General features: G+C 63.8%; 17 protein-coding genes and 1 pseudogene. 5 read left to right on the forward strand and 13 right to left on the reverse strand.

What is annotated here, in order from left to right; translation table 11 throughout:
• Position 1: 1 nt before the first annotated feature.
• The 5 genes from C9990_RS15815 to C9990_RS15835 all read right to left on the reverse strand — a co-directional run bounded on the left by C9990_RS15815 (position 2) and on the right by C9990_RS15835 (position 5,610).
• Positions 2-994 (reverse strand): LacI family DNA-binding transcriptional regulator, encoded by a 993-nt coding sequence (locus C9990_RS15815; protein WP_065905206.1) that lies wholly within the window; start codon positions 992-994, stop codon positions 2-4.
• A 21-nt stretch (positions 995-1,015) separates the two neighbouring features.
• A complete protein-coding gene (locus C9990_RS15820; protein WP_065905204.1) occupies positions 1,016-1,948 on the reverse strand; it encodes an ABC transporter substrate-binding protein in 933 nt (310 codons plus the stop codon).
• 34 nt (positions 1,949-1,982) lie between these two features.
• Complete coding sequence (locus tag C9990_RS15825; protein ID WP_065905202.1) at positions 1,983-2,960, reverse strand: ribose ABC transporter permease; 978 nt, start codon at positions 2,958-2,960, stop codon at positions 1,983-1,985.
• Positions 2,953-4,485: a sugar ABC transporter ATP-binding protein gene (locus C9990_RS15830; RefSeq protein WP_106803886.1), complete on the reverse strand. Its 1,533-nt coding sequence runs from the start codon at positions 4,483-4,485 to the stop codon at positions 2,953-2,955. Before C9990_RS15830 ends, C9990_RS15825 begins: the two co-directional genes overlap by 8 nt.
• A 279-nt stretch (positions 4,486-4,764) precedes the next feature.
• Positions 4,765-5,610, reverse strand: a complete 846-nt coding sequence (locus C9990_RS15835) for a LysR family transcriptional regulator (RefSeq protein ID WP_106803887.1) — start codon at positions 5,608-5,610, stop codon at positions 4,765-4,767.
• 115 nt (positions 5,611-5,725) lie between these two features.
• On the opposite strand from C9990_RS15835, the gene C9990_RS15840 reads away from it, so the two are divergent.
• Both C9990_RS15840 and C9990_RS15845 read left to right on the forward strand, forming a co-directional pair.
• The gene (locus tag C9990_RS15840; protein ID WP_106803888.1) at positions 5,726-6,430 is read left to right on the forward strand and encodes a haloacid dehalogenase type II; all 705 of its coding nucleotides are present in this window, start codon (positions 5,726-5,728) and stop codon (positions 6,428-6,430) included.
• Between the two features lie 3 nt (positions 6,431-6,433).
• Entirely contained in the window at positions 6,434-7,222 is a 789-nt protein-coding gene (locus tag C9990_RS15845; RefSeq protein WP_106803889.1) for an aldolase, read from the forward strand.
• Between the two features lie 4 nt (positions 7,223-7,226).
• Here the strand turns inward: C9990_RS15845 and C9990_RS15850 are convergent, their stop codons facing one another.
• Complete coding sequence (locus C9990_RS15850; protein ID WP_106803890.1) at positions 7,227-8,225, reverse strand: succinylglutamate desuccinylase/aspartoacylase family protein; 999 nt, start codon at positions 8,223-8,225, stop codon at positions 7,227-7,229.
• A gap of 201 nt (positions 8,226-8,426) precedes the next feature.
• Between C9990_RS15850 and C9990_RS15855 the strand changes: the two are divergent.
• A pseudogene (locus C9990_RS15855) lies at positions 8,427-8,855 on the forward strand (TetR family transcriptional regulator C-terminal domain-containing protein); the annotation flags it as partial.
• Here C9990_RS15855 and C9990_RS32790 read toward each other — a convergent pair.
• The 6 genes from C9990_RS32790 to C9990_RS15885 all read right to left on the reverse strand — a co-directional run bounded on the left by C9990_RS32790 (position 8,811) and on the right by C9990_RS15885 (position 15,670).
• Positions 8,811-9,809, reverse strand: a complete 999-nt coding sequence (locus C9990_RS32790; RefSeq protein ID WP_106803891.1) for a DMT family transporter — start codon at positions 9,807-9,809, stop codon at positions 8,811-8,813. The pseudogene C9990_RS15855 and the gene C9990_RS32790 overlap by 45 nt on opposite strands.
• Positions 9,806-10,504, reverse strand: a complete 699-nt coding sequence (locus C9990_RS15865; RefSeq protein WP_106803892.1) for an ABC transporter permease — start codon at positions 10,502-10,504, stop codon at positions 9,806-9,808. The genes C9990_RS32790 and C9990_RS15865 overlap by 4 nt, the downstream gene beginning before the upstream one ends.
• A 7-nt stretch (positions 10,505-10,511) precedes the next feature.
• Positions 10,512-11,216, reverse strand: coding sequence for an ABC transporter permease (locus tag C9990_RS15870; RefSeq protein ID WP_065905185.1), 705 nt, complete (start codon positions 11,214-11,216; stop codon positions 10,512-10,514).
• Between the two features lie 432 nt (positions 11,217-11,648).
• Positions 11,649-12,470, reverse strand: a complete 822-nt coding sequence (locus C9990_RS15875; protein ID WP_371920701.1) for a transporter substrate-binding domain-containing protein — start codon at positions 12,468-12,470, stop codon at positions 11,649-11,651.
• 39 nt (positions 12,471-12,509) lie between these two features.
• The gene (locus C9990_RS32930; protein WP_106803893.1) at positions 12,510-14,504 is read right to left on the reverse strand and encodes an aminotransferase class I/II-fold pyridoxal phosphate-dependent enzyme; all 1,995 of its coding nucleotides are present in this window, start codon (positions 14,502-14,504) and stop codon (positions 12,510-12,512) included.
• A 200-nt stretch (positions 14,505-14,704) separates the two neighbouring features.
• A complete protein-coding gene (locus tag C9990_RS15885; RefSeq protein WP_106803894.1) occupies positions 14,705-15,670 on the reverse strand; it encodes an aldo/keto reductase in 966 nt (321 codons plus the stop codon).
• Between the two features lie 113 nt (positions 15,671-15,783).
• Here C9990_RS15885 and C9990_RS15890 point away from each other — a divergent pair, with 113 nt between their 5' ends.
• On the forward strand, positions 15,784-16,710 hold the full coding sequence (locus tag C9990_RS15890; protein ID WP_106803895.1) for a LysR family transcriptional regulator: 927 nt from the start codon (positions 15,784-15,786) through the stop codon (positions 16,708-16,710).
• A gap of 57 nt (positions 16,711-16,767) precedes the next feature.
• Positions 16,768-18,120, forward strand: coding sequence for a sodium:proton antiporter (locus C9990_RS15895; RefSeq protein WP_065905178.1), 1,353 nt, complete (start codon positions 16,768-16,770; stop codon positions 18,118-18,120).
• Here C9990_RS15895 and C9990_RS32805 read toward each other — a convergent pair.
• Entirely contained in the window at positions 18,111-18,245 is a 135-nt protein-coding gene (locus C9990_RS32805; protein WP_256595100.1) for a hypothetical protein, read from the reverse strand. The two genes, C9990_RS15895 and C9990_RS32805, sit on opposite strands and share 10 nt — an antisense overlap.
• Positions 18,246-18,248 lie beyond the last annotated feature (3 nt).

Raw genomic sequence — 18,248 nt, forward strand, 5'->3', positions numbered from 1 at the left:
GTCAGAGACAGCCACATGAATTACGCAGTTGCAGGCTCGGCGCCAGGCGCACCGTTTCCGGTGGTGCCTGGGGTGAAGCCATGCGTTGCAGCAGCCGGTGCACCGCGCGCGCCCCCAGCTCCTGGACCGGCTGGGCGATCAGGGTCAGGCGCGGCACAAAAAAATCCGCCCAGTCAAAATCATCGAAGCCCACCAGGGCCATCTGCCCCGGCACCTCGACCTGCGCGTCACGCAGCGCGTGCATGGCGCCGAGGGTCATCAGGTTATTGCCGGCCATGATTGCGGTAGGCGGCACCGGCAAGGCCAGTAGTTGCGCAGTCGCCACGCGGGCCGGTTCACTGTTGGAGCCGCCGTTGACCAGCAGCTGCGGATCGAAATCCACACCCGCCGCCTGCAACGCCGCACGGTAGCCGGCGACGCGTTCATCGGTGGTCCCCAGGCCCGCCCGCCCGGCGATGAAGCCGATGCGCCGGTGCCCATGTTCGATCAAATGCGTGATCAGCGCCTGGGTGGACAACGTGTTCTCGACCCCGACCTGGTCAAACTGCGGGCTCATCATTCGGTCCACCAGCACGGTCGGCACCTCATTGGCCTGCAGGTAGTGGAGCGCCAACGAGCCGGTCGACGGGGCCAGCAAAATCCCGTCGACGCGCCGGTGATGCAGCGCCGTGACCACCCGCAGCTCCTGCTCCGGGTCATCATGGGTGTCGACGAACAGCATCATGTAGCCGTGCCGGGCACACTCGGTTTCAATCGCGTGCACGGTCTCGCTGAAGTAATGGTTGGACAGCGCCGAAATCGCCACGCCAATCGTGCTGGTACTCGAACGGGCCAGCGAGCGCGCCAGGGTGTTGGGGATATACCCCAGCTCCTGGATCGCACGCTGCACCGCCTGCACCGTTGCCGGGCTGACTTTGCGTGTGCCGTTCAATACGTGGGACACGGTCGACGACGACACCCCGGCCCTGCTTGCCACGTCATCCATGGTGACCACGACGCTGTTCCTCTCAATGAATCAATGTTTGCTCGACCAGCCGCTGTACGTGCCGACGTTGTCACGGGTGATCAGTTTTGGCGTGAGCAGGGTAACCGCTTCGGCCGGGGCTTTGTCGTTGAGCAGGTCATTGCCGACATTCACCGCCGTCTGCGCCATGGCCCATGGGTCCTGGCTGGCGGAGGCCTGGATCTGCGAGTCGGTCTTCAGCGCGTTCTCGATATCCGGCGCGCCGTCCACCGAGGTAATGATGATACCGCTGCGCTTGAGCTGCTTGGCCGCCAGATCGCTGCCGATGGCTTGCGGGTCGTTGATCGCGAACAGGCCGTCGATCTTCGGGAAGCGCGTCAGGTAACCCTGCATCGCGTTCAGCCCGCCTTCGCGTGAACCTTTGCCGTCCTGGTCGTCGGACAGCACCTTGATGTCCGGGGCCTTGGCCAGCGCGGCCTTGCAGCCTTTGACGCGGTCGGTCACGGCGGTCACTTGCGGGCCGTTCTGGATAATCACGTTGCCCTTGCCCGCGAGCTTGTCCACCAGGTATTGGCAGGCCAGTTTGCCGGCTTCGACGTTGTCGGTTTGCACCGTGGCGTTGACGCCCTTGGCGTCCACATCCACCGCCACCACGACGATGCCGGCATCCCGCGCTTTCTTGATCGCCGAGGCCATGGCCGACGGGTCGACGGCATTGATGAGGATCAGGTCGACCTTGGACGAGATGAAGTTGTCGATCTGCGAGAACTGCTTGCTCAAGTCATAGTCGGCCGACACCGAAGTGACCTTCACATTCGGGTTCAGCTCCTTGGCCCGGGCGCTGGCGCCATCGGCCAGGGTCACGAAATACGGGTTGCCCAGCGAGCCCATGCTGATGCCCAGGGCCTTGAGTTCGCGGGCTTCGACGGCTTGGGACATCAGCGCAGCCAAGGCCATGACGGGAAAGATGCGTTTAAGGTTCATGCGGGTCTCTCTTGTGATTGTTATGGGGGTGAACTCAGGTCCGTGCACCGGACTGGCGATAGCGATCCAGCGCGACCGCGCCGATGATCACGATGCCCTTGATGATGTATTGCCAGATATCCGACACCCCCAGCAGCACCAGGCCGTTGGTGAGGACCGCAATGATCAGCGCGCCGATCAAGGTGCCGCCGATAGTGCCGACGCCACCGGTAAAGCTGGTGCCACCGAGGATCACTGCGGCAATCGCGTCCAGCTCATAGGATTGTCCGAGTTGCAGGCCGTTGGCGGCGAACAGGCGCGAAGCACTCATCACCGCGCCCAGCCCGGCCAGCGCGCCGGACATGGCGTAGACGAACAGCAGCACTTTCCACACCTTGATCCCGGAAAGCCGTGCGGCTTCGGGGTTGCCGCCGACCGAATAGATCTGCACGCCCATCACCGTGCGGCGCAGGATGAACCACGACAGCGCCACCACCGCCACCGCAATGACCACCAGCCAGGGCACGCCGAGGATCGAGTCATTGCCGATAAACGCAAACGGCAGATCGGGGTTGAATACGGTCTTGTCGTCGGCCAACAACCGCGCCAGGCCGCGCATCGCGGTGAGCGCGCCGAGGGTGACGATAAACGGCGGCAGGCGCATGAAGGCGATCAAGCCACCGTTGACCAGGCCCAGCAACAGGCCAAAACCGATGCCCGCGGCGATCCCGAACATGCCGAACTGCGGCGACATCGACGCCTGCAGCGCCACCACGGCCGAGGCCGCGAGGATCGCGCCTACCGACAGGTCGATACCTGCGGTCAGAATCACAAACGTCATGCCCGCCGCCAACACCACGTTGACCGACGCCTGCTGGGTGATGATCGACAGGTTCTGCACGGTCAGGAAGTTCTCGCTGGCCAGGGCAAAGCCCACCAGCAGCAGGATCAGCACCGGCAGCATGCCCACCGTGCGCATCAGTTCGCGGGCGCGCTCGGCCTTGCCGGGTGTTGCAATCATTGAATCAGCCATGGGCAACCACCTGATCGCCACCGGTGGCGAGGTCAATAATACGTTCCTGGGAAATGACGTGGCCGGAGGCCCCGCCGACTTCGGCCACCAACTGGCCTTCGCGCATGATCAGCACGCGGTCGCAGGTGCCGATGATTTCCGGCAGCTCGCTGGAAATCACCACGATGCCCACGCCCGCTTGCGCGAGTTGGTTGATGATGCGGTAGATCTCGGACTTGGAGCCGATGTCCACGCCTCGGGTGGGCTCATCGAGAATCAGCACGTGCGGCTTGACCTCCAGCAGCCGCGCCAGCAAGACCTTCTGCTGGTTGCCGCCGGACAGCGCGCCGACATTGACCTTGCCCGATGCCACGCGAATCGACAGTGACTGGATCGCAGCCTTCGCGCGTTGCGCGGCGTGGCCACGGTCCAGCACGCCCCCGGCATGCGCGTCCGGCACGCAGGCGCAGACGTTGATGTTGTCGGCCACGCTCATGTCCAGAAACAGCCCCTGGGCCTTGCGGTCTTCGGTGAGGTAGACCACGCCGGCGCGAATCGCGTCCGCCGGGTTGCGCAACTGGGTGATGGTCTTGCCGACCACTTCGAGGGTGCCGGAGGTGCGCGGGTCGGCGGCGAAGATCAGCCGCGCCAGCTCGGTGCGCCCTGCCCCGACCAGCCCGGCGATGCCCAGCACTTCGCCGGCGTGCAGGTCGAAACTGCAATGGCGCACACGCTTGCCATCGGCCATGTCGCGTACGCGCATCACCACGTTGCCTGGGTTGTACGCCGCGTGCTCCTTCTTGTAGAAACCGGAGAGGTCGCGGCCGACCATCATCTTCACCAGGATTTCGGCCGACAGCGCATCGCGGGTCAGTTCGCCGATGTACTGGCCATCCCGCATTACCGAGACGCGGTCCGACAGCTCGTAGATTTCAGCCATGCGGTGGCTGATATAGATGATCGCCAGGCCCTGGCTGCGCAGTTGCTTGATCAGCGCGAACAACCGGTCGGTCTCGCGGGATGACAGTGGCGTGGTCGGTTCGTCCATCACCAGGATCCTGGCGTGGGCGTGCAGCGCGCGGGCGATTTCCACCAGCTGGCGCTCGGCAATCGACAGGCTGCTGACCGGGGTGGCCGGCGTGAACTCGGCGCCCAGGCGTTGCAACACTTCGCTGCAACCGGCCTGCATGCCCTTGCGGTCGATGGTCCAGCCACGCCGCAATTCGCGGCCCAGGTAGATGTTCTCGGCCACGCTCAGGTTCGGGCACAGGCTCAGTTCCTGATAGATCACGGCGATGCCGAGGGCTTTGGCGGTGGCGGGTGTGAAGGTGGCGACAGGCTGGCCGGCGATGCGGATTTCGCCGCCGGGGTCGGCCTGGTAAGCGCCGGAAAGGATTTTCATCAACGTCGATTTGCCGGCGCCGTTCTCCCCCATCAAGGCGTGGATTTCGCCGGGGTAGACTTTCAGGCCGACATTCTTGAGCACGCGCAGACCGTTGAAGGTCTTGCTGATGCCCTGCATCTCAAGCAAGGGTTCAAGGCTCATGAATGAGCTCCTGCGTTTATTATTTTTGTAGTCGAGTGCTGCCGACTCTATGTCAGATACATTTGCTTACGCAAGCGCTTGCGTCGGTCATTTATCGGCTGGTGAAACGTTTAATCATGGCGATCTGCCAGAAACGCCCTGCTCCGTGCAATTGAGGGTGAATGTTTCACGCGGGGTGGTTGTCGCGTCAGTCCGGGAAAGCCCGGCCTGATCGGCGCGATGGGAGGCTGCTTGATCGAGAGCGGCTAAGGGAGGGGTTTGGCTGAGGGAAAACGTGGGCTAGCCGGCTGCTGACAGTTGGTCGCGCAGGCAGTCGATCAAGCCTTGATGAGTGGCGCTCAAGCGTTCCACACCACTGACCAGCGCCAGTTCCGAGGGCGGCACTGGCGGTAGTTCGGTGCAGATGCGGTGAGTCGGCAGCACCGCGCTCCTGGGCAGGATGCTCAGGCCCAATCCCGAGGTTACGGCGGCTTGAATCCCGGTCAGGCTGTGGCTACCGAACGCCACGCGCCAGCTGCGCCGGGCCTTGTCCAGCGTACGAATGGCCCGCTGACGATAGATACAGCCCTGGGGGAACAATGCCAGGGGCAGCGTTTCGACCTGCAGGTCCTGGCCGTGTCCGCAGACCCACACCAAGGGCTCCGGCCAACTGGCGTGACACTCGCCGCTGCCGGCTTCGCGCTTGACCAGAGCGATGTCGATTTCTCCGTTCTCCAACTGACGGCGCAGATCGGTGCTCATGCCGCTGACTGTTTCCAGCCGCGCTTCCAGGCGCGCGCGCACAAAGCCGGAGAGCATCGAGGCCATGCGCGTGGCGTCGAAATCCTCCGGCACGCCCAGGCGCACCGGTACCAGGCGGGCCTCGGTGTTCAACGCATCGCGGGCTTCACGGGACAGGTTCAACAGGCGTCGCGCGTACTGGGTGAGCAATTCGCCGTGCTCGGTGGCACTGACCTGCTGGCCGGAGCGATCACGCACCAGCAACACCTGGCCGACGCTGTCTTCGAGCTTGCGAATCTGTTGGCTGACCGTGGATTGGGTGCGATGCACACGCTCGGCGGCGCGCGTGAAGCTGCCCTCGTCCACCACGCAGACCAAGGTATGCAGCAATTCGAGATCCAACATGCGGGCGCCCCTCATATCGACAATTCAACTGAGCTGGAGAGGTTAATTTAATTTCCCACTGACTGCCAGGTTTCCTAAGCTGACCCGGTCACTCACTCTTTTCGACAGGTGCCCCATGCCACTTGAACATTCCCCGCGCCCGCTCTGGCTGACCTTTGACTGCTACGGCACGCTGATCCAGTGGGACGAAGGCCTGCGCGCCGCCATTGAGCGCATCCTTGCGGAAAAAGGCGCGCATTCGGTCGACCCCGACACGCTGCTCAGCGTGTATGACCGCCACGAACATACCCTGGAACAAACCCCGCCGCATCGCAGCTTCCGCACCCTGGCGGGCTTGAGCCTGCAGCTGGCCTTCAAGGAACTGGGCCTGCCCGCCAATGACAGCGACAGCGCTTTGCTCACCGACAGCATCAGTGCCATGCCACCGTTCCCGGAAGTGCCGGGCACGCTCCAGCAGCTCAAGGCGCTGGGCTACAAGCTGTGTATCGTCTCCAACACGGACGACGATGTGATTGCCGGCAACGTCGCGCAACTGGGCGGCCACATCGACCGCGTCATCACCGCCCAACAGGCCGGCGCCTACAAGCCCAATCGGCGCTTGTTCGACTACGCGCACGAGCAGCTCGGCGTCAGCCTCGACCAAGTGGTGCATATCTGTGCCAGCCCGCACCTGGATCACGCCGCCGCACGGGACATCGGCTTTCGTTGTGTCTGGATCGACCGTGGCACCGGCCGCCAGTTGCTGGCCGACTACACGCCTGACGCCATCCTGCCGACCCTCGACGGCGTGCCCGGGCTGTTCAAGTCCCTGGGGTGGTGAGTCATGGCACATACCTTTACGCCCTCCTCCCTGGGCCCGCGCGCCGGGCGCTTGAACCTCGACAGCGTGGCTGCCATCGACGCGCGGGTGGAGTTGGCCGCGTGCCTGCAACTGGCGGCGCTGCACGGTATGGAGGAAGGTATCTGCAATCACTTTTCAGCGACGGTTCCGGGGCATGACGAGCTGTTCTTCGTCAACCCGTTCGGCTATGCCTTCGAAGAGATCACCGCGTCCCATCTGCTGGTGTGCGATTTCGCCGGCAATGTGATCGATGGCGAGGGCACGCCGGAAGCGACGGCCTTCTACATCCATGCGCAATTGCACCAGCAGCAGCCGCGCATCAAGGCCGCGTTCCACACGCACATGCCCAATGCCACTGCATTGTGCCTGTTGCAAGGCCCGCCGCTGTTGTGGCTGGGGCAGACCGCGCTGAAGTTCTACGGACGCACGGCGGTCGACGCGGACTACAACGGCCTGGCCCTGGACCACCGCGAGGGTCAACGCATCGCGGCGGCGCTGGGCGATGCCGATATCCTGTTCCTGAAAAACCACGGGGTGATGGTGGTCGCGCCGACGATCGCCGAAGCCTGGGATGACATCTACTACCTGGAGCGTGCCGCCGAAGTACAGCTCAAGGCCATGGCCAGTGGTCAACCGCTGAAGCCGATTGACCCCCAGGTGGCGCAGATGGCGTATGCGCAGATGCGCGAGGGCGATCCGGCGAGCGCGCGGGCGCACCTGGACAGTGCCATGCGCCGCCTGAAACGGCGCGTCTCGCACTTCGATCTCTGATCGCTTACGGGTCCAGCACGCCACCGCTGTAGCTGTCGGACAAGTGCGTGCCGGTGAACTTGGCCACCACCGAGCCCTGGGCGACCAGGCGCTCACGGTGGCCGGTGACCATGCGTCCGCGCTGCGCCGCGTGCAGGGGCACTTCGGAGCCAGGGTCGCCGGGACGCCCGATGATCCGGGCGAAGCGCTCGCCCGCTTCGACCCAATCGCCGAGGTGTCTTTCGAACACCAGCACACCGGTACGTGGCGCGAGGATCGTCTCCATGCAGCCCATGTCCACCACCTCGCCCTGCCATTCGCCGATGGTCGCGACCGCATCGATCACGCCGCTGATGCACAGCCAGTTCCATAAGGCGTCGGCGTCCTGGCGCGCCAAGGCATCGCTGACATCGGCCTGCCCGCGCAACTCGAGGGTGGCGGCCAACTGCGGCGCGGCGTGGTTGATGATGGTTTCTTCGAAAGAGCCGTCGCCACCGTCATCCCAAATGATCACCACGTCCACCTGCAACGCCGCCGCCAGCGCCAGGCCCTGTTCCGGCCAGAAGCTGCGGTGGATATAGAGGTACGGCAAGGCTTCATCGTCGGTGTGCAGGTCCAGCACCAGGTCGGCGTCGGCGGCCAGTTGCACCAGGCTTTTCTGCCACTGCGCGAGGTTGCTGGCCGGGCGCTGCATGGCCAGCGAATGGTCGAAGGCGCGGTTGAAGTTCTGCCCGGTGGCCTCATGAAAACGCCCGAGTAATTTGCCCTGGCGAAACTGGCCGATGCCGAACGGGTTGGCCTGCGGCACCACGGTCACGCAGCCCCTGAGAAGGCCTTGGTCCTGACACGCCTGCAAGCGCGGCAGCAACTGGTGCAGCACCAGCATCCCGGCGATTTCGTCGGCGTGCACGCCGGCCTGCAAATGCACCCGGGGGCCACTGCCGTCGCCGTCAAAGCGCCAGGCGCCGATGTGCAGCAGGTTGCCGGCATCACCGGGCACCTGCCACGAAAGGTCTTTTGCCATGCCTTGCCCTCCTCTGATCAATTAACCGCTAGAGATTGAACACATGTTCAACTAACCTGAGCCTTCTGGTCTTTCCTCAAGGGCATTGCCGTGACCACACCCCCTGCAAAACTGCGCCGTGCCGACCCTGACGAACGCCGCGACCTGCTGATTGCCGCCACCCTCACCTGCCTTGCCCGCGACGGCCACGCCGGGATTTCGGTGCGCCGGATTGCCGCCGAGGCCGGCGTGTCGGTGGGCTTGCTCAACCACCACTTCGGCAGCATCGACGCGCTGATCGCCGAGACCTACCACAAGCTGGCCAATGAGTTGACCAGCGCGCTGTGGGCACAGGTCGAACGGGTCGAAGGCGCCGCCGCGCGCCTGGATGCGTTCCTCAGCGCGTCGTTTTCGCCACGGGTCATGGACCCCGACCTGCTCGGCGTGTGGGTGGTGTTCTGGAGCCTGATCCGTCACTCGCCCCACGTGAACCAGTCCCACGAAAACAGCTACCGCGCCTACCTCGGACTGATCCAGCAACTGCTCGACGACCTGGCCCGCAGCGAGCAACTGGTGATCCACGACAGCCACCTCGCCGCCATCGGCCTATCGGCGATGCTCGATGGACTCTGGCTCGAGGGGTGCCTCAACCCCGGCACCTTCAGCCCCGCCAACGGGCTGCACATCTGCCGCTGCTGGGTACAGGGGTTGCGTCACGGAGCATTCGGCGCCGACCACGTCCTGTGACACCGGGTGCCGTGCACTGAGCATGGCCAGGGTGCCGCTGACGGCGATCAACACTGCGCCGATGATCAGCGAGATATCCATCGAGGTGCCCCAGATCAGGCTCGACAACAGGAACGCCCAGATCAGCCCGGTATATTCGAACGGTGCGAGCAGCGTCGCGGTCGCGCGGCGGAAGCTGGCAAACAGCAGGAACTGGCCGATACCGCCGACCAGCCCCGCCGCCAACATGCCCAGCCACGACGGCAACGGCGCGGGCGTGTGGGTCCAAGGCAAGGTCACGGCCATGCACACTACAAACACCACATTGGTAATCAGCATCTGCTCCAGCACCGAGGTGGTCGGGTCGACCTGGCGCAGCTGGATATAGGTAAACGCCCAGCACAGCGCGGCCGCCAGGGTCAGCGCGATCGGCAACGGGTCGAGCATGTTGCTCGGACGACAGGCAATCACCACGCCGACAAAGCCGATCAGCAGCGAGATCCACTGGCCACGGCTGGCGCGCTCCTTGAGGATCAACGCCGCGAGCAACGTGACCATGATCGGCGCGGAGAAATACAACGTGGTCATTTCCGCCAGGGTCAGGTCCTTGGCGGCGGTGTAATACAGCAGCCAGGCAAGCAACGACAACAGCCCGCGGATGATCAGCAGCCGGCGGCTCACCGAAGTCCACGCCCGGCGCAACAAACCCATGCGCCCGGCGACCACGCACGCCGCGACCACCACCAGGCTGCGCCAGAACAGAATGGTGAACACCGAATAATCGGCCACCAGCCATTTGATCACCGCGTCCTGCAGCGCCAGGAACGCATAGGCCAGTGAGCACAGGGCAATCCCCTGCAGCGAGCGATCCGGGTTCATCCGACTGACCTGCGCAGCGGCGTGCCACGGCGTTCGGCGATGGCATAGACGCCTTCGATGAGGAAGGTCAGGCACAGGTAAACCCCGGCCACCAACAGCAACGGCTGATAGATCTGCAAGGTCTGCGCACGCACCACGTTGGCCGCGCCGAGCAGATCGACCACGGCGATGGTCGAGGCCAGCGCGGTGGACTTGAGCAGCATCACCGTTTCCCCAGCCAGGGTCGGCAGCAACAGGCGCATCGCGCGTGGCAGGCGCACCCGCAGCAGGGCCTGGCGTGGGGTCATGCCGAAGGCCGAGGCGGCTTCCATCTCGCCCTTGGGCACCGCCAGCAGGCCGCCGCGAATCACCTCACCCACATAGGCCCCCACCGACAGCACCAAGGCGAACACGATGTACCAATAGCCGTCGCGCAAGAACGGCCAGAGAAAGCTGCCCCGGATCATCGGGAACTGCGCGAACAGGCTGCCCAGCCCGTAGTAGAAAATGTAGATCTGGATCAGCAGCGGCGTGCCGCGCAACACACTGGTGTAGGCCAATGCGGCACGTGCCAGCCATTTGCGCCGCGACAGGCGGGCCAACGCCACCCCCACCGCCAGGGTAAAGCCCAGCAGCGCTGAAATGACCAGCAGCGACAAGGTGGTCTGCAAGCCCTTGGCGATCAGTGCGGCGTAATAACTTATCCATTCAGGCATGGGCGGCTCACTCGACAACCGGCATCCAGCGACGAATACGTCGCTCCAGGCGCCCGGACAGGTAGTTGGAAGCCAGCGTCACCAGGTAATACAAGGCGGCGGCCGCGAGGTAGAACAACAGGTACTGCCGGGTCGAACCGGCTGCCTGCTTGGCGGTGTAGAGCAATTCGTTGGTGCCGACCACGCTGATCAAGGCGCTGTCCTTGATCAGGTTGATCCACAGGTTGGACATGCCGGCCAAGGCGTACGGCGCCATGATCGGCAAGGTCACTCGGCGAAACAGGCCAAACCCGCTCAAGCCAAAGGCCCGCGCCGCTTCGATCTGGCCATGGGGAATCGCCAGGATCGCCGCGCGAAAGATCTCCGACGCGTAGGCGCCCTGCACCAGCCCCAGCACCAGGATTGCCACCAGCGGACCGCTAATGTTCACCTGCGCAAACCCCAGCCACAGCATCAGCGCGTTCAGGCCCATGGACCCGGCGTAATACAGCAACAGGATCAGCAGCAGTTCCGGCACGGCACGAAACAGTGTGGTGTAGCCGCGCATCAGCAAGGCAATCGGCCGGGGTGCACTGAGCTTGGCGCAGGCCACCACCAGGCCGATCAACAGCCCTACCGCAAACGCGCCGGCGGAGATCTGCAGGGTCATCCACAAGCCCTTGAGCAGTGCATTGCCCCAGCCTTGATCGCTGAAGCTCAGGAGATCGAACATCGGCTTACTCCACGTTTAACGAGGGTTGTGTGATTGCCCTGGGGTGATGTGTGCTTGTGGCATGGGGGCTTGTCCTGTGGCTAGGTTTTTCTTGTGGTGAGAGGGCTTATCCATTGGCTTTGGTTTTCTTGTGGATTGAGAGCTTAGCCAGAGGCTTTGGTTTTTCCTGTGGAGTGAGAGCTTATCCAGTGGCATTGGTTTTTCCTGTGGAGTGAGGGCTTATCCAGAGGCCTTGGTTTTCCTGTGGAGGGAGAACTTATCCAGTGGCCTTGGTTTTCCTGTGGTGAGGGGGCTTGTCCCCCGTTGGGCTGCGTAGCGGCCCCAAGAAAAGCGGGAGCGCTGCGCACTCCAACGGGGGGCAAGCCCCCTCACCACAAAAGCCCCCTCAACACCAAAACCACAAAAGCGCCCTCACCTCCGACTTCTCCAAACCTATTGCGCATACGGGCTCTCACACACCTTGCTGACATATGCCGGCGTGTCGGTGCGTTTGCATGGGCTGACCGACAGGCCGAAGTAATGCTGGGACAGGTCGTCATAGTCCTTGCTCACCAGCAGTTCGCCGATGGCCTTGTCCAGGCGCGCCTTGAGTTCGGTGTCTTCCTTGCGCAGCCCCGCGCCGACGCCCCGGCCGATGATCGGGTCGTACGGCACACTGGCGATATGCGCCAGGCCGCTGGCTTCCGGGGTCTTGACCATCATGGCGATGGCAGTGTCGTCGGCCATCATGTAGTCGATGCGCCCGGCGATCAGGTCGGCGTTGGCCGATTCCTGGGTGTCGTAGTACTTGAGGTCAGCGATATTTTCGTAGTACTTCTTCAGGTAATTGGCGCTGACCGTGGAGATCTGCACGCCGATCAACTTGCCCTTGAGGCCCGCTGGGGAAATCTCCACTTCACTGCCCTTGGGCCCCGCCACGCCCAGCAACGAGTCGTAGTAGGCGCGGCTGAAGGCGATCTGTTTTTCGCGCTCGTCAGTGACCGACATCGACGAGAAAATCACGTCGATCTTCTTCGCCAGCAGCGACGGGATAATCCCATCCCACGCCACTTCCTTGATCTGACACTCGGCTTTCATGCCCTCGCACAGCTTGTGGATCAGGTCCACTTCAAAGCCGGACCACTGGCCGTTGCCGCCTTTCACCGTGAACGGCGGATAAGGTTCGGCCGCAACGGCAAACACGATAGGTTTCTCGGCCGCCAGCGTAAAACCTGCGGCCAACATCAATACTGCTCCGCCCAACCAGCTTGCCATGGGTTTGAATGTCATGATTTGCCCCGTCTTTTTATGGAGTTAGCGAGTTTGATGCGCGTTGACGAACTGTCGGCAACGTTCACTGCGTGGATCGATGAACACCGAGTCCGGCGAGCCGGTTTCCTCGATCATGCCTTGGTGCAGAAAAGCCACTTTGGAAGACACATCCCGGGCGAAGGCCATCTCGTGGGTGACCAGGATCATGGTGCGGCCTTCTTCGGCCAGGGAGCGGATCACCCGCAGCACTTCACCCACCAGTTCCGGATCGAGGGCCGAGGTGGGTTCGTCGAACAGCATGACTTTGGGACGCATGGCCAGCGCGCGGGCGATTGCCACCCGCTGTTGCTGGCCACCGGAAAGGAACGCCGGGTACTCGTTGCGCTTGGCGGCCAGGCCGACGCGGTCGAGCAAGGCTTCGGCGCGCTCGATGGCTTCGGCGCGGCTTTCGCGCAGCACCTGGGTGGGCGCCTCGATAAGGTTTTCCAGCACCGTGCGGTGGGGCCACAGGTTGAAGTTCTGGAACACCATGCCCAGGGTCGAGCGGATGCGCACCAGTTGCCTGGCGTCCGCCACCAGCGGCGCGCCGGGGCGGCCGTAGTTCAACTTGATGCTTTCGCCATCCACGTGAATGCTGCCCTGGTCCGGCACCTCGAGCATATTGATGCAGCGCAGCAAGGTGCTTTTGCCCGAACCACTGGCGCCAATCAGCGAAATCACGTCGCCTTCGTGGGCCGTGAGGGAAATGCCCTTGAGCACTTCGATATTGCCGAAGCGCTTATGCAGGTCGATCACTTCGATCATCTTCTTCGCCTGTACCGGCGGCGCCACTTCGACAATGGGCGCCGGCGCGGTACGCGGCTCACCCGCGAGCCGCGTGACAAACGCGGCGATGCGCCGGCAGGCGTCGGCGAGGCGCTCTTCACTCAAGGTAAAGGACAACCGCACGAACCCCTGGGCCGGCTCGCCGAATGCCGCCGCGTCCAGCACCGACACACCCGCTTCACGCAACAGCCGCCAGGCAAAGTCCAGCGAGCCCAGGCCGGTGCCGCGCACATCCACCAGCACAAACATGCCCGCCTGCGGCGCCCGCACCTGGATGCCGGGGCAAGCACTCAGGCCACTCACCACCAGGTCGCGACGGCGCCGGTAAATCTCGCGCATGCCCGCAGTGACCTCATTGTGGGCGAGCACCGCCGCCGTGGCGGCTTCCATCACAAACCCCGGCAGCCCGTAGAGCATGCTCAGCACCAGGGTTTCGGCGTGCACGATCAACGCGGGCGCGGCCACCAGCCAGCCAATGCGCCAGCCGGTCATGGCGTGGGACTTCGACAGACTGCCGATCACCACGCAGCGCTCGGCCATGCCCGGCAGTGCGGCCAGACTGTGGTATTCGCCATCGAATACGAGGCTTTCGTAGACTTCATCCACCACCACCCACAGGTCATGGGCGATGGCCAACGCGGCGATGGCCTGCAGCTCCTCGGCATTGAGGACCACGCCGGTGGGGTTGTTCGGGTTGGAGAAGAAGATCGCGCGGGTGCGCGGCGTGATGGCGGCGGCAAGCAGTTGCGCGTCGAGGCGAAAGCCGGAGGCCGGCGAGCACGGCACGCGCACCAGCGTCGCACCGCTGGCCTTGAGGGTGGCTTCGTAGGTGACGTACATCGGATCGAGCACCAGCACTTCATCGCCGGCCTGCAACAGGCACAGCGAAGCGACGAACAAGGCATTCTGCGCACCGGCCACGGTGATCACGTTTTCCGCGTTCAAGGGCCGCGCCAGGGTCTGGCTGTAGCGCGCGGCAATCGCCTCGCGTAGTGCCGGGCGGCCAGGGATTTCGGTGTAGTGAGTGTCGCCCTCGCGCAGGGCGTCGACGGCGGCGTCGGTGATGAAGGCTGGCGTGGCGAAATCCGGGTCGCCCACGCTGAGGATGATGATGTCTTCGCCCTGGCTGGCGGCTTGGAAGGCGGCGTGGTGAATGTCCCAGGCCGCTACACCCTGGCCCGCAATTCGCTCAACAAAAGGGGAAAACCGCATGCCAGAGCCTCTCGTTCAAGAAGAAACAGCGCGAACCCGTCTGTGTGCAAACGGGTGGATGCGGTCAACATAGTTGAAACTGAACAGTCGTTCAATGGATAGATTCAGGGCGATGTCGTTTATCGTGCGAACAGGTCGCGAATGCCAATCCTGCACCGAGCAAGGCTCGGAGTCTGGCCGCCGACATCGCTGGCGCAGGGCTACAACGGCGCGCCGAGCGGGTCTTTTATCGTGCTGGCGAGGATACCGTCGATATTCGTCAGGTCTTCAGGGGTCAGTTGCCAGCCAAACGCTTCTTCAAAGCCGCGCAATTGCTCGGGGCGCCGGGCTCCCCACAACGCGATGGTCGGGCCTTGGTCGAGCACCCAACGCAAGGCCAGGGCCAGCACCGATTTGCCGTGGCGCTCGCGCGCATAGATACCCAGCGCGGCCACCGTTTCCAGGTATTGCTCGAAACGCGGCGCCTTGAATGTCGGGTCGAGCGTGCGCACAGCGTCCCCGGCGAAAGGCGGCTGCGCATACAGGTTGCCGCTGAGCAAGCCGCGGCACAGCGGCCCGTACGCCAGCACCACCAGGCCATGCTGCCTGGCGTACGGCAGGATAGCGCTGTCGATGCTGCGTTCGAACCGGTTGTACGGCGGTTGCACGGTGGCCGCCGCAGTGTGCTGGCTGAAACTATCCCTGTGCGTGGAGGCATAGTTGCTCACCCCGACGGCGAGGATCTTGCCCTCGCGGCGCAGACGCTCCAACTCATCGGCGGTTTCTTCCTGGGCCACCGGCGAGTCGGGCCAGTGGATCTGGTACAGATCGATGTAGTCGGTGTCCAGGCGCACCAGCGAGTCTTCGAGCGCTTTGCGTATGCGCCGGGCCGTGGCGTTGCGCCCTGGCGGGCCGTCGTCCCAATGCAGCCCGGCCTGGGTCGCGATCACGGCGCTGTGGCGCACGCCGCGCAGGGCCTTGCCGATCATCTGTTCGGATAAACCAAAGCCATACACCGGCGCGGTGTCGATCAGGTTGATTCCGAGTGCCAACGCATGCCGAAGGGTTCGGGTCGCCTGTTCGTTGTCGGCGCCGCCCCACAGGTGCCCGCCCATCGACCAGGTGCCGAGGGCTATTCGCGAGACCGGTGTATCGATACCGGCGATGCGGATGGTCTCAACGTACATGAAATAAAACCCCTGACCGTCAACATGCTTAGAAAAGCAATTACTCTAGGTCATCCCAGGTTGAATAGGGCTCAACGCCGCATTCAACCAAAGCCCCACTAAAGAGACTTGAAATGGCTGCCTTCAACCGTTCCGAATTGGCCGATCTCAACGTGTTCATGGCAATCATCCGCCGCCGCAGCTTTCGCCATGCCGCGCATGAACTCGGCGTGACCACCTCCGCGCTGAGCCACACCATGCGCAACCTGGAAACCCGCCTGGGCGTGAAGCTGTTGTACCGCACCAGCCGCGCCGTGGAACCCACCGACGCCGGCACCCTGCTGGCGGAAAAACTCAGCGTGGGGTTCGCCACGATCCAGGACGGCCTCGACACCCTGGAGCTGTACCGCGAAGCGCCCATCGGCCGGCTGCGCCTCAACGTGCCACGCGATGCCGCGGTATTGCTGCTGGCGCCGATTCTCGGGGACTTCTGCGCCGCCTACCCGCAGCTGCGCCTGGACCTGATCGTGCAGGACCAGATGATCGACATCGTCGCCGAGGGCTACGACGCCGGCATCCGCTACGGCGCCACCGTGCCCCAGGACATGGTCGCCGTGCCGCTGACGGGCGCGTTGCGCTGGATCACCGTCGCTTCCCCCGCCTACCTCGCCCGGCGTGGCACGCCACAGCAACCCAAGGACCTGCTACAGCACGCGTGCATCCGCATGTACCTGGGCGACAAGACGCCCTACAAATGGGAGTTGGGCAATGGCCCGCGCCAGCAGCGCATCGACGTGCCAGGCCATTTCAGCGCGGCTGATACCGAAACCATCGTGCATGCCGCCCTACAAGGCGTCGGCATTGCCTACTGCCTGGCCAACCGCGTGCAACAGGAACTGGCGGACGGCCGCCTGGTGGACGTCATGCCCGACTGGGCCTGCGTGGGCGAGCCGCTGTGCATGTACTACCCGAGCCGCCGGCAATCGCAGCCGGGACTGCGCCAATTGATGGACATGATCCGCCTGAAAACCATCGGTTCGCAGTTGATGGAATCACATTGAACCTGCGCCGGGCCGTCACTCTCAAACCTGGATAGACCACGGCCCGGTAACTGCTCGATGACTTTTATTCTATGGATGGCCGTCCTCGGCGCCGTATTGCTCACCCTCGCCCTCACCTCCTCTTACCTGCGCTGGATGCCGGTGACCGCCTCCGCCGTGTGCCTGCTGCTGGGCGTCGGCATCGGCCCGCTGGGGGTGGACCTGTTGCACCTGGATATCCAGCACTCTGCACGCTGGATGGAGCACCTCACCGAGGTCGCGGTGCTGTTTTCGCTGTTTGTCAGCGGCCTCAAGCTGCGCCTGCCGCTGCGCCATCGCACCTGGCGGATTGCGTTCGGCATGGCCGGCCCGGTGATGCTGTTGAGCATCCTCGGCATCTGCCTGGCCTTGCACTACCTGTTTGAACTGTCGTGGGGGGTGTCGCTGCTGGTGGGGGCGATCCTCGCGCCGACCGACCCGGTGCTGGCGGGCCTGGTGCAGGTCAATAATGCCCAGGACTACGACGCGCTGCGTTTCGGCCTGTCCGGCGAGGCCGGGCTCAACGACGGCACGGCGTTCCCGTTCGTGATTTTCGCCCTGGTGTTCATGCAGCACGGCGGCTTCGACGGTGACTGGCTGGGCGGCTGGGTGCTGAAAAACCTGCTGTGGGCGGTGCCGGCCGGGCTGTTGATCGGCTATTGGATGGGGCGCGGCATTGGCCGCGTAACGCTGTGGCTGCGCATCACCAACAGCGACAGCACGTTGTCGCCGAATGACTACCTCACTCTTGCCCTCATCGCCCTGGCCTATGTGGCGGCCGAGGCCGTTGGCGGTTACGGCTTCCTGTCGGTGTTCGCCGCCGGATTGGGGTTGCGCCAGGCCGAATTCCGCTCAACCGGCCATTCACAGACGCCGTCGGAACACCTGGCATTGCCGGTGGTGGGGCACCTGGAAGTGGAGCCGGAACGCGCACTGCAAGGCGACACCAGCGGGCTGGAGGATAGCCAGATCGCCGCCGGCGTGATGATGGGCGACATGCTCTCGTTCGGCAGCCTGGTGGAGCGTTCGATGGAGGTGTTCCTGGTGACGGTGCTGGGGATTGTGCTGATCAGCCATTGGGATTGGCGCGCACTGCCGTTGGCGGCGTTGCTGTTCTGTGTGATTCGCCCGCTGAGCGTCTTCGCCATCCCGTGGGGCAGCCTGATCGATCGCCAGCAACGCGGCTTGATGGGCTGGTTTGGGATCCGTGGGATCGGCAGCATTTACTACCTGTTCTACGCGCTCAACCATGGCTTGATCGGGACCAGCAGCGCGGTGGCGGTGAACCTGACGCTGTCAGTGATCGCCTTGAGCATCGTCGTTCATGGCCTCAGTACCCAGCCGATGCTGGCGTGGTATGAACGACGTGCCAAGGGCAAGGCTCAGTCCTGATTTTCGGTGTTGCCGACATCGGCGGCTTCATCCAGGTCATTGAGCGGCACTTCTGCATCATCCATCAACGAACCCGGGTCTTCATTGCCGGGGTCGTTGAGTTCTTCTTCCAGTTCTTTGGACATGAC

Origin of the sequence: Pseudomonas sp. S5D5, from assembly GCF_003013355.1 — a bacterium.
GTDB lineage: Bacteria > Pseudomonadota > Gammaproteobacteria > Pseudomonadales > Pseudomonadaceae > Aquipseudomonas > Aquipseudomonas aylmerensis.

Excerpts from the sequence above, each read along its gene's own strand:
- C9990_RS15885 (WP_106803894.1), bottom strand. The coding sequence starts at position 15,670 with ATGTACGTTGAGACCATCCGCATCGCCGGTATCGATACACCGGTCTCG.
- C9990_RS15850 (WP_106803890.1), bottom strand. The coding sequence starts at position 8,225 with ATGGCAAAAGACCTTTCGTGGCAGGTGCCCGGTGATGCCGGCAACCTG.
- C9990_RS15845 (WP_106803889.1), top strand. The coding sequence starts at position 6,434 with ATGGCACATACCTTTACGCCCTCCTCCCTGGGCCCGCGCGCCGGGCGC.
- C9990_RS15865 (WP_106803892.1), bottom strand. The coding sequence starts at position 10,504 with ATGCCTGAATGGATAAGTTATTACGCCGCACTGATCGCCAAGGGCTTG.
- C9990_RS15890 (WP_106803895.1), top strand. The coding sequence starts at position 15,784 with ATGGCTGCCTTCAACCGTTCCGAATTGGCCGATCTCAACGTGTTCATG.
- C9990_RS15830 (WP_106803886.1), bottom strand. The coding sequence starts at position 4,485 with ATGAGCCTTGAACCCTTGCTTGAGATGCAGGGCATCAGCAAGACCTTC.
- C9990_RS32790 (WP_106803891.1), bottom strand. The coding sequence starts at position 9,809 with ATGAACCCGGATCGCTCGCTGCAGGGGATTGCCCTGTGCTCACTGGCC.
- C9990_RS15895 (WP_065905178.1), top strand. The coding sequence starts at position 16,768 with ATGACTTTTATTCTATGGATGGCCGTCCTCGGCGCCGTATTGCTCACC.
- C9990_RS15840 (WP_106803888.1), top strand. The coding sequence starts at position 5,726 with ATGCCACTTGAACATTCCCCGCGCCCGCTCTGGCTGACCTTTGACTGC.
- C9990_RS32930 (WP_106803893.1), bottom strand. The coding sequence starts at position 14,504 with ATGCGGTTTTCCCCTTTTGTTGAGCGAATTGCGGGCCAGGGTGTAGCG.
- C9990_RS15870 (WP_065905185.1), bottom strand. The coding sequence starts at position 11,216 with ATGTTCGATCTCCTGAGCTTCAGCGATCAAGGCTGGGGCAATGCACTG.
- C9990_RS32805 (WP_256595100.1), bottom strand. The coding sequence starts at position 18,245 with ATGTCCAAAGAACTGGAAGAAGAACTCAACGACCCCGGCAATGAAGAC.
- C9990_RS15820 (WP_065905204.1), bottom strand. The coding sequence starts at position 1,948 with ATGAACCTTAAACGCATCTTTCCCGTCATGGCCTTGGCTGCGCTGATG.
- C9990_RS15825 (WP_065905202.1), bottom strand. The coding sequence starts at position 2,960 with ATGGCTGATTCAATGATTGCAACACCCGGCAAGGCCGAGCGCGCCCGC.
- C9990_RS15835 (WP_106803887.1), bottom strand. The coding sequence starts at position 5,610 with ATGTTGGATCTCGAATTGCTGCATACCTTGGTCTGCGTGGTGGACGAG.
- C9990_RS15875 (WP_371920701.1), bottom strand. The coding sequence starts at position 12,470 with ATGGCAAGCTGGTTGGGCGGAGCAGTATTGATGTTGGCCGCAGGTTTT.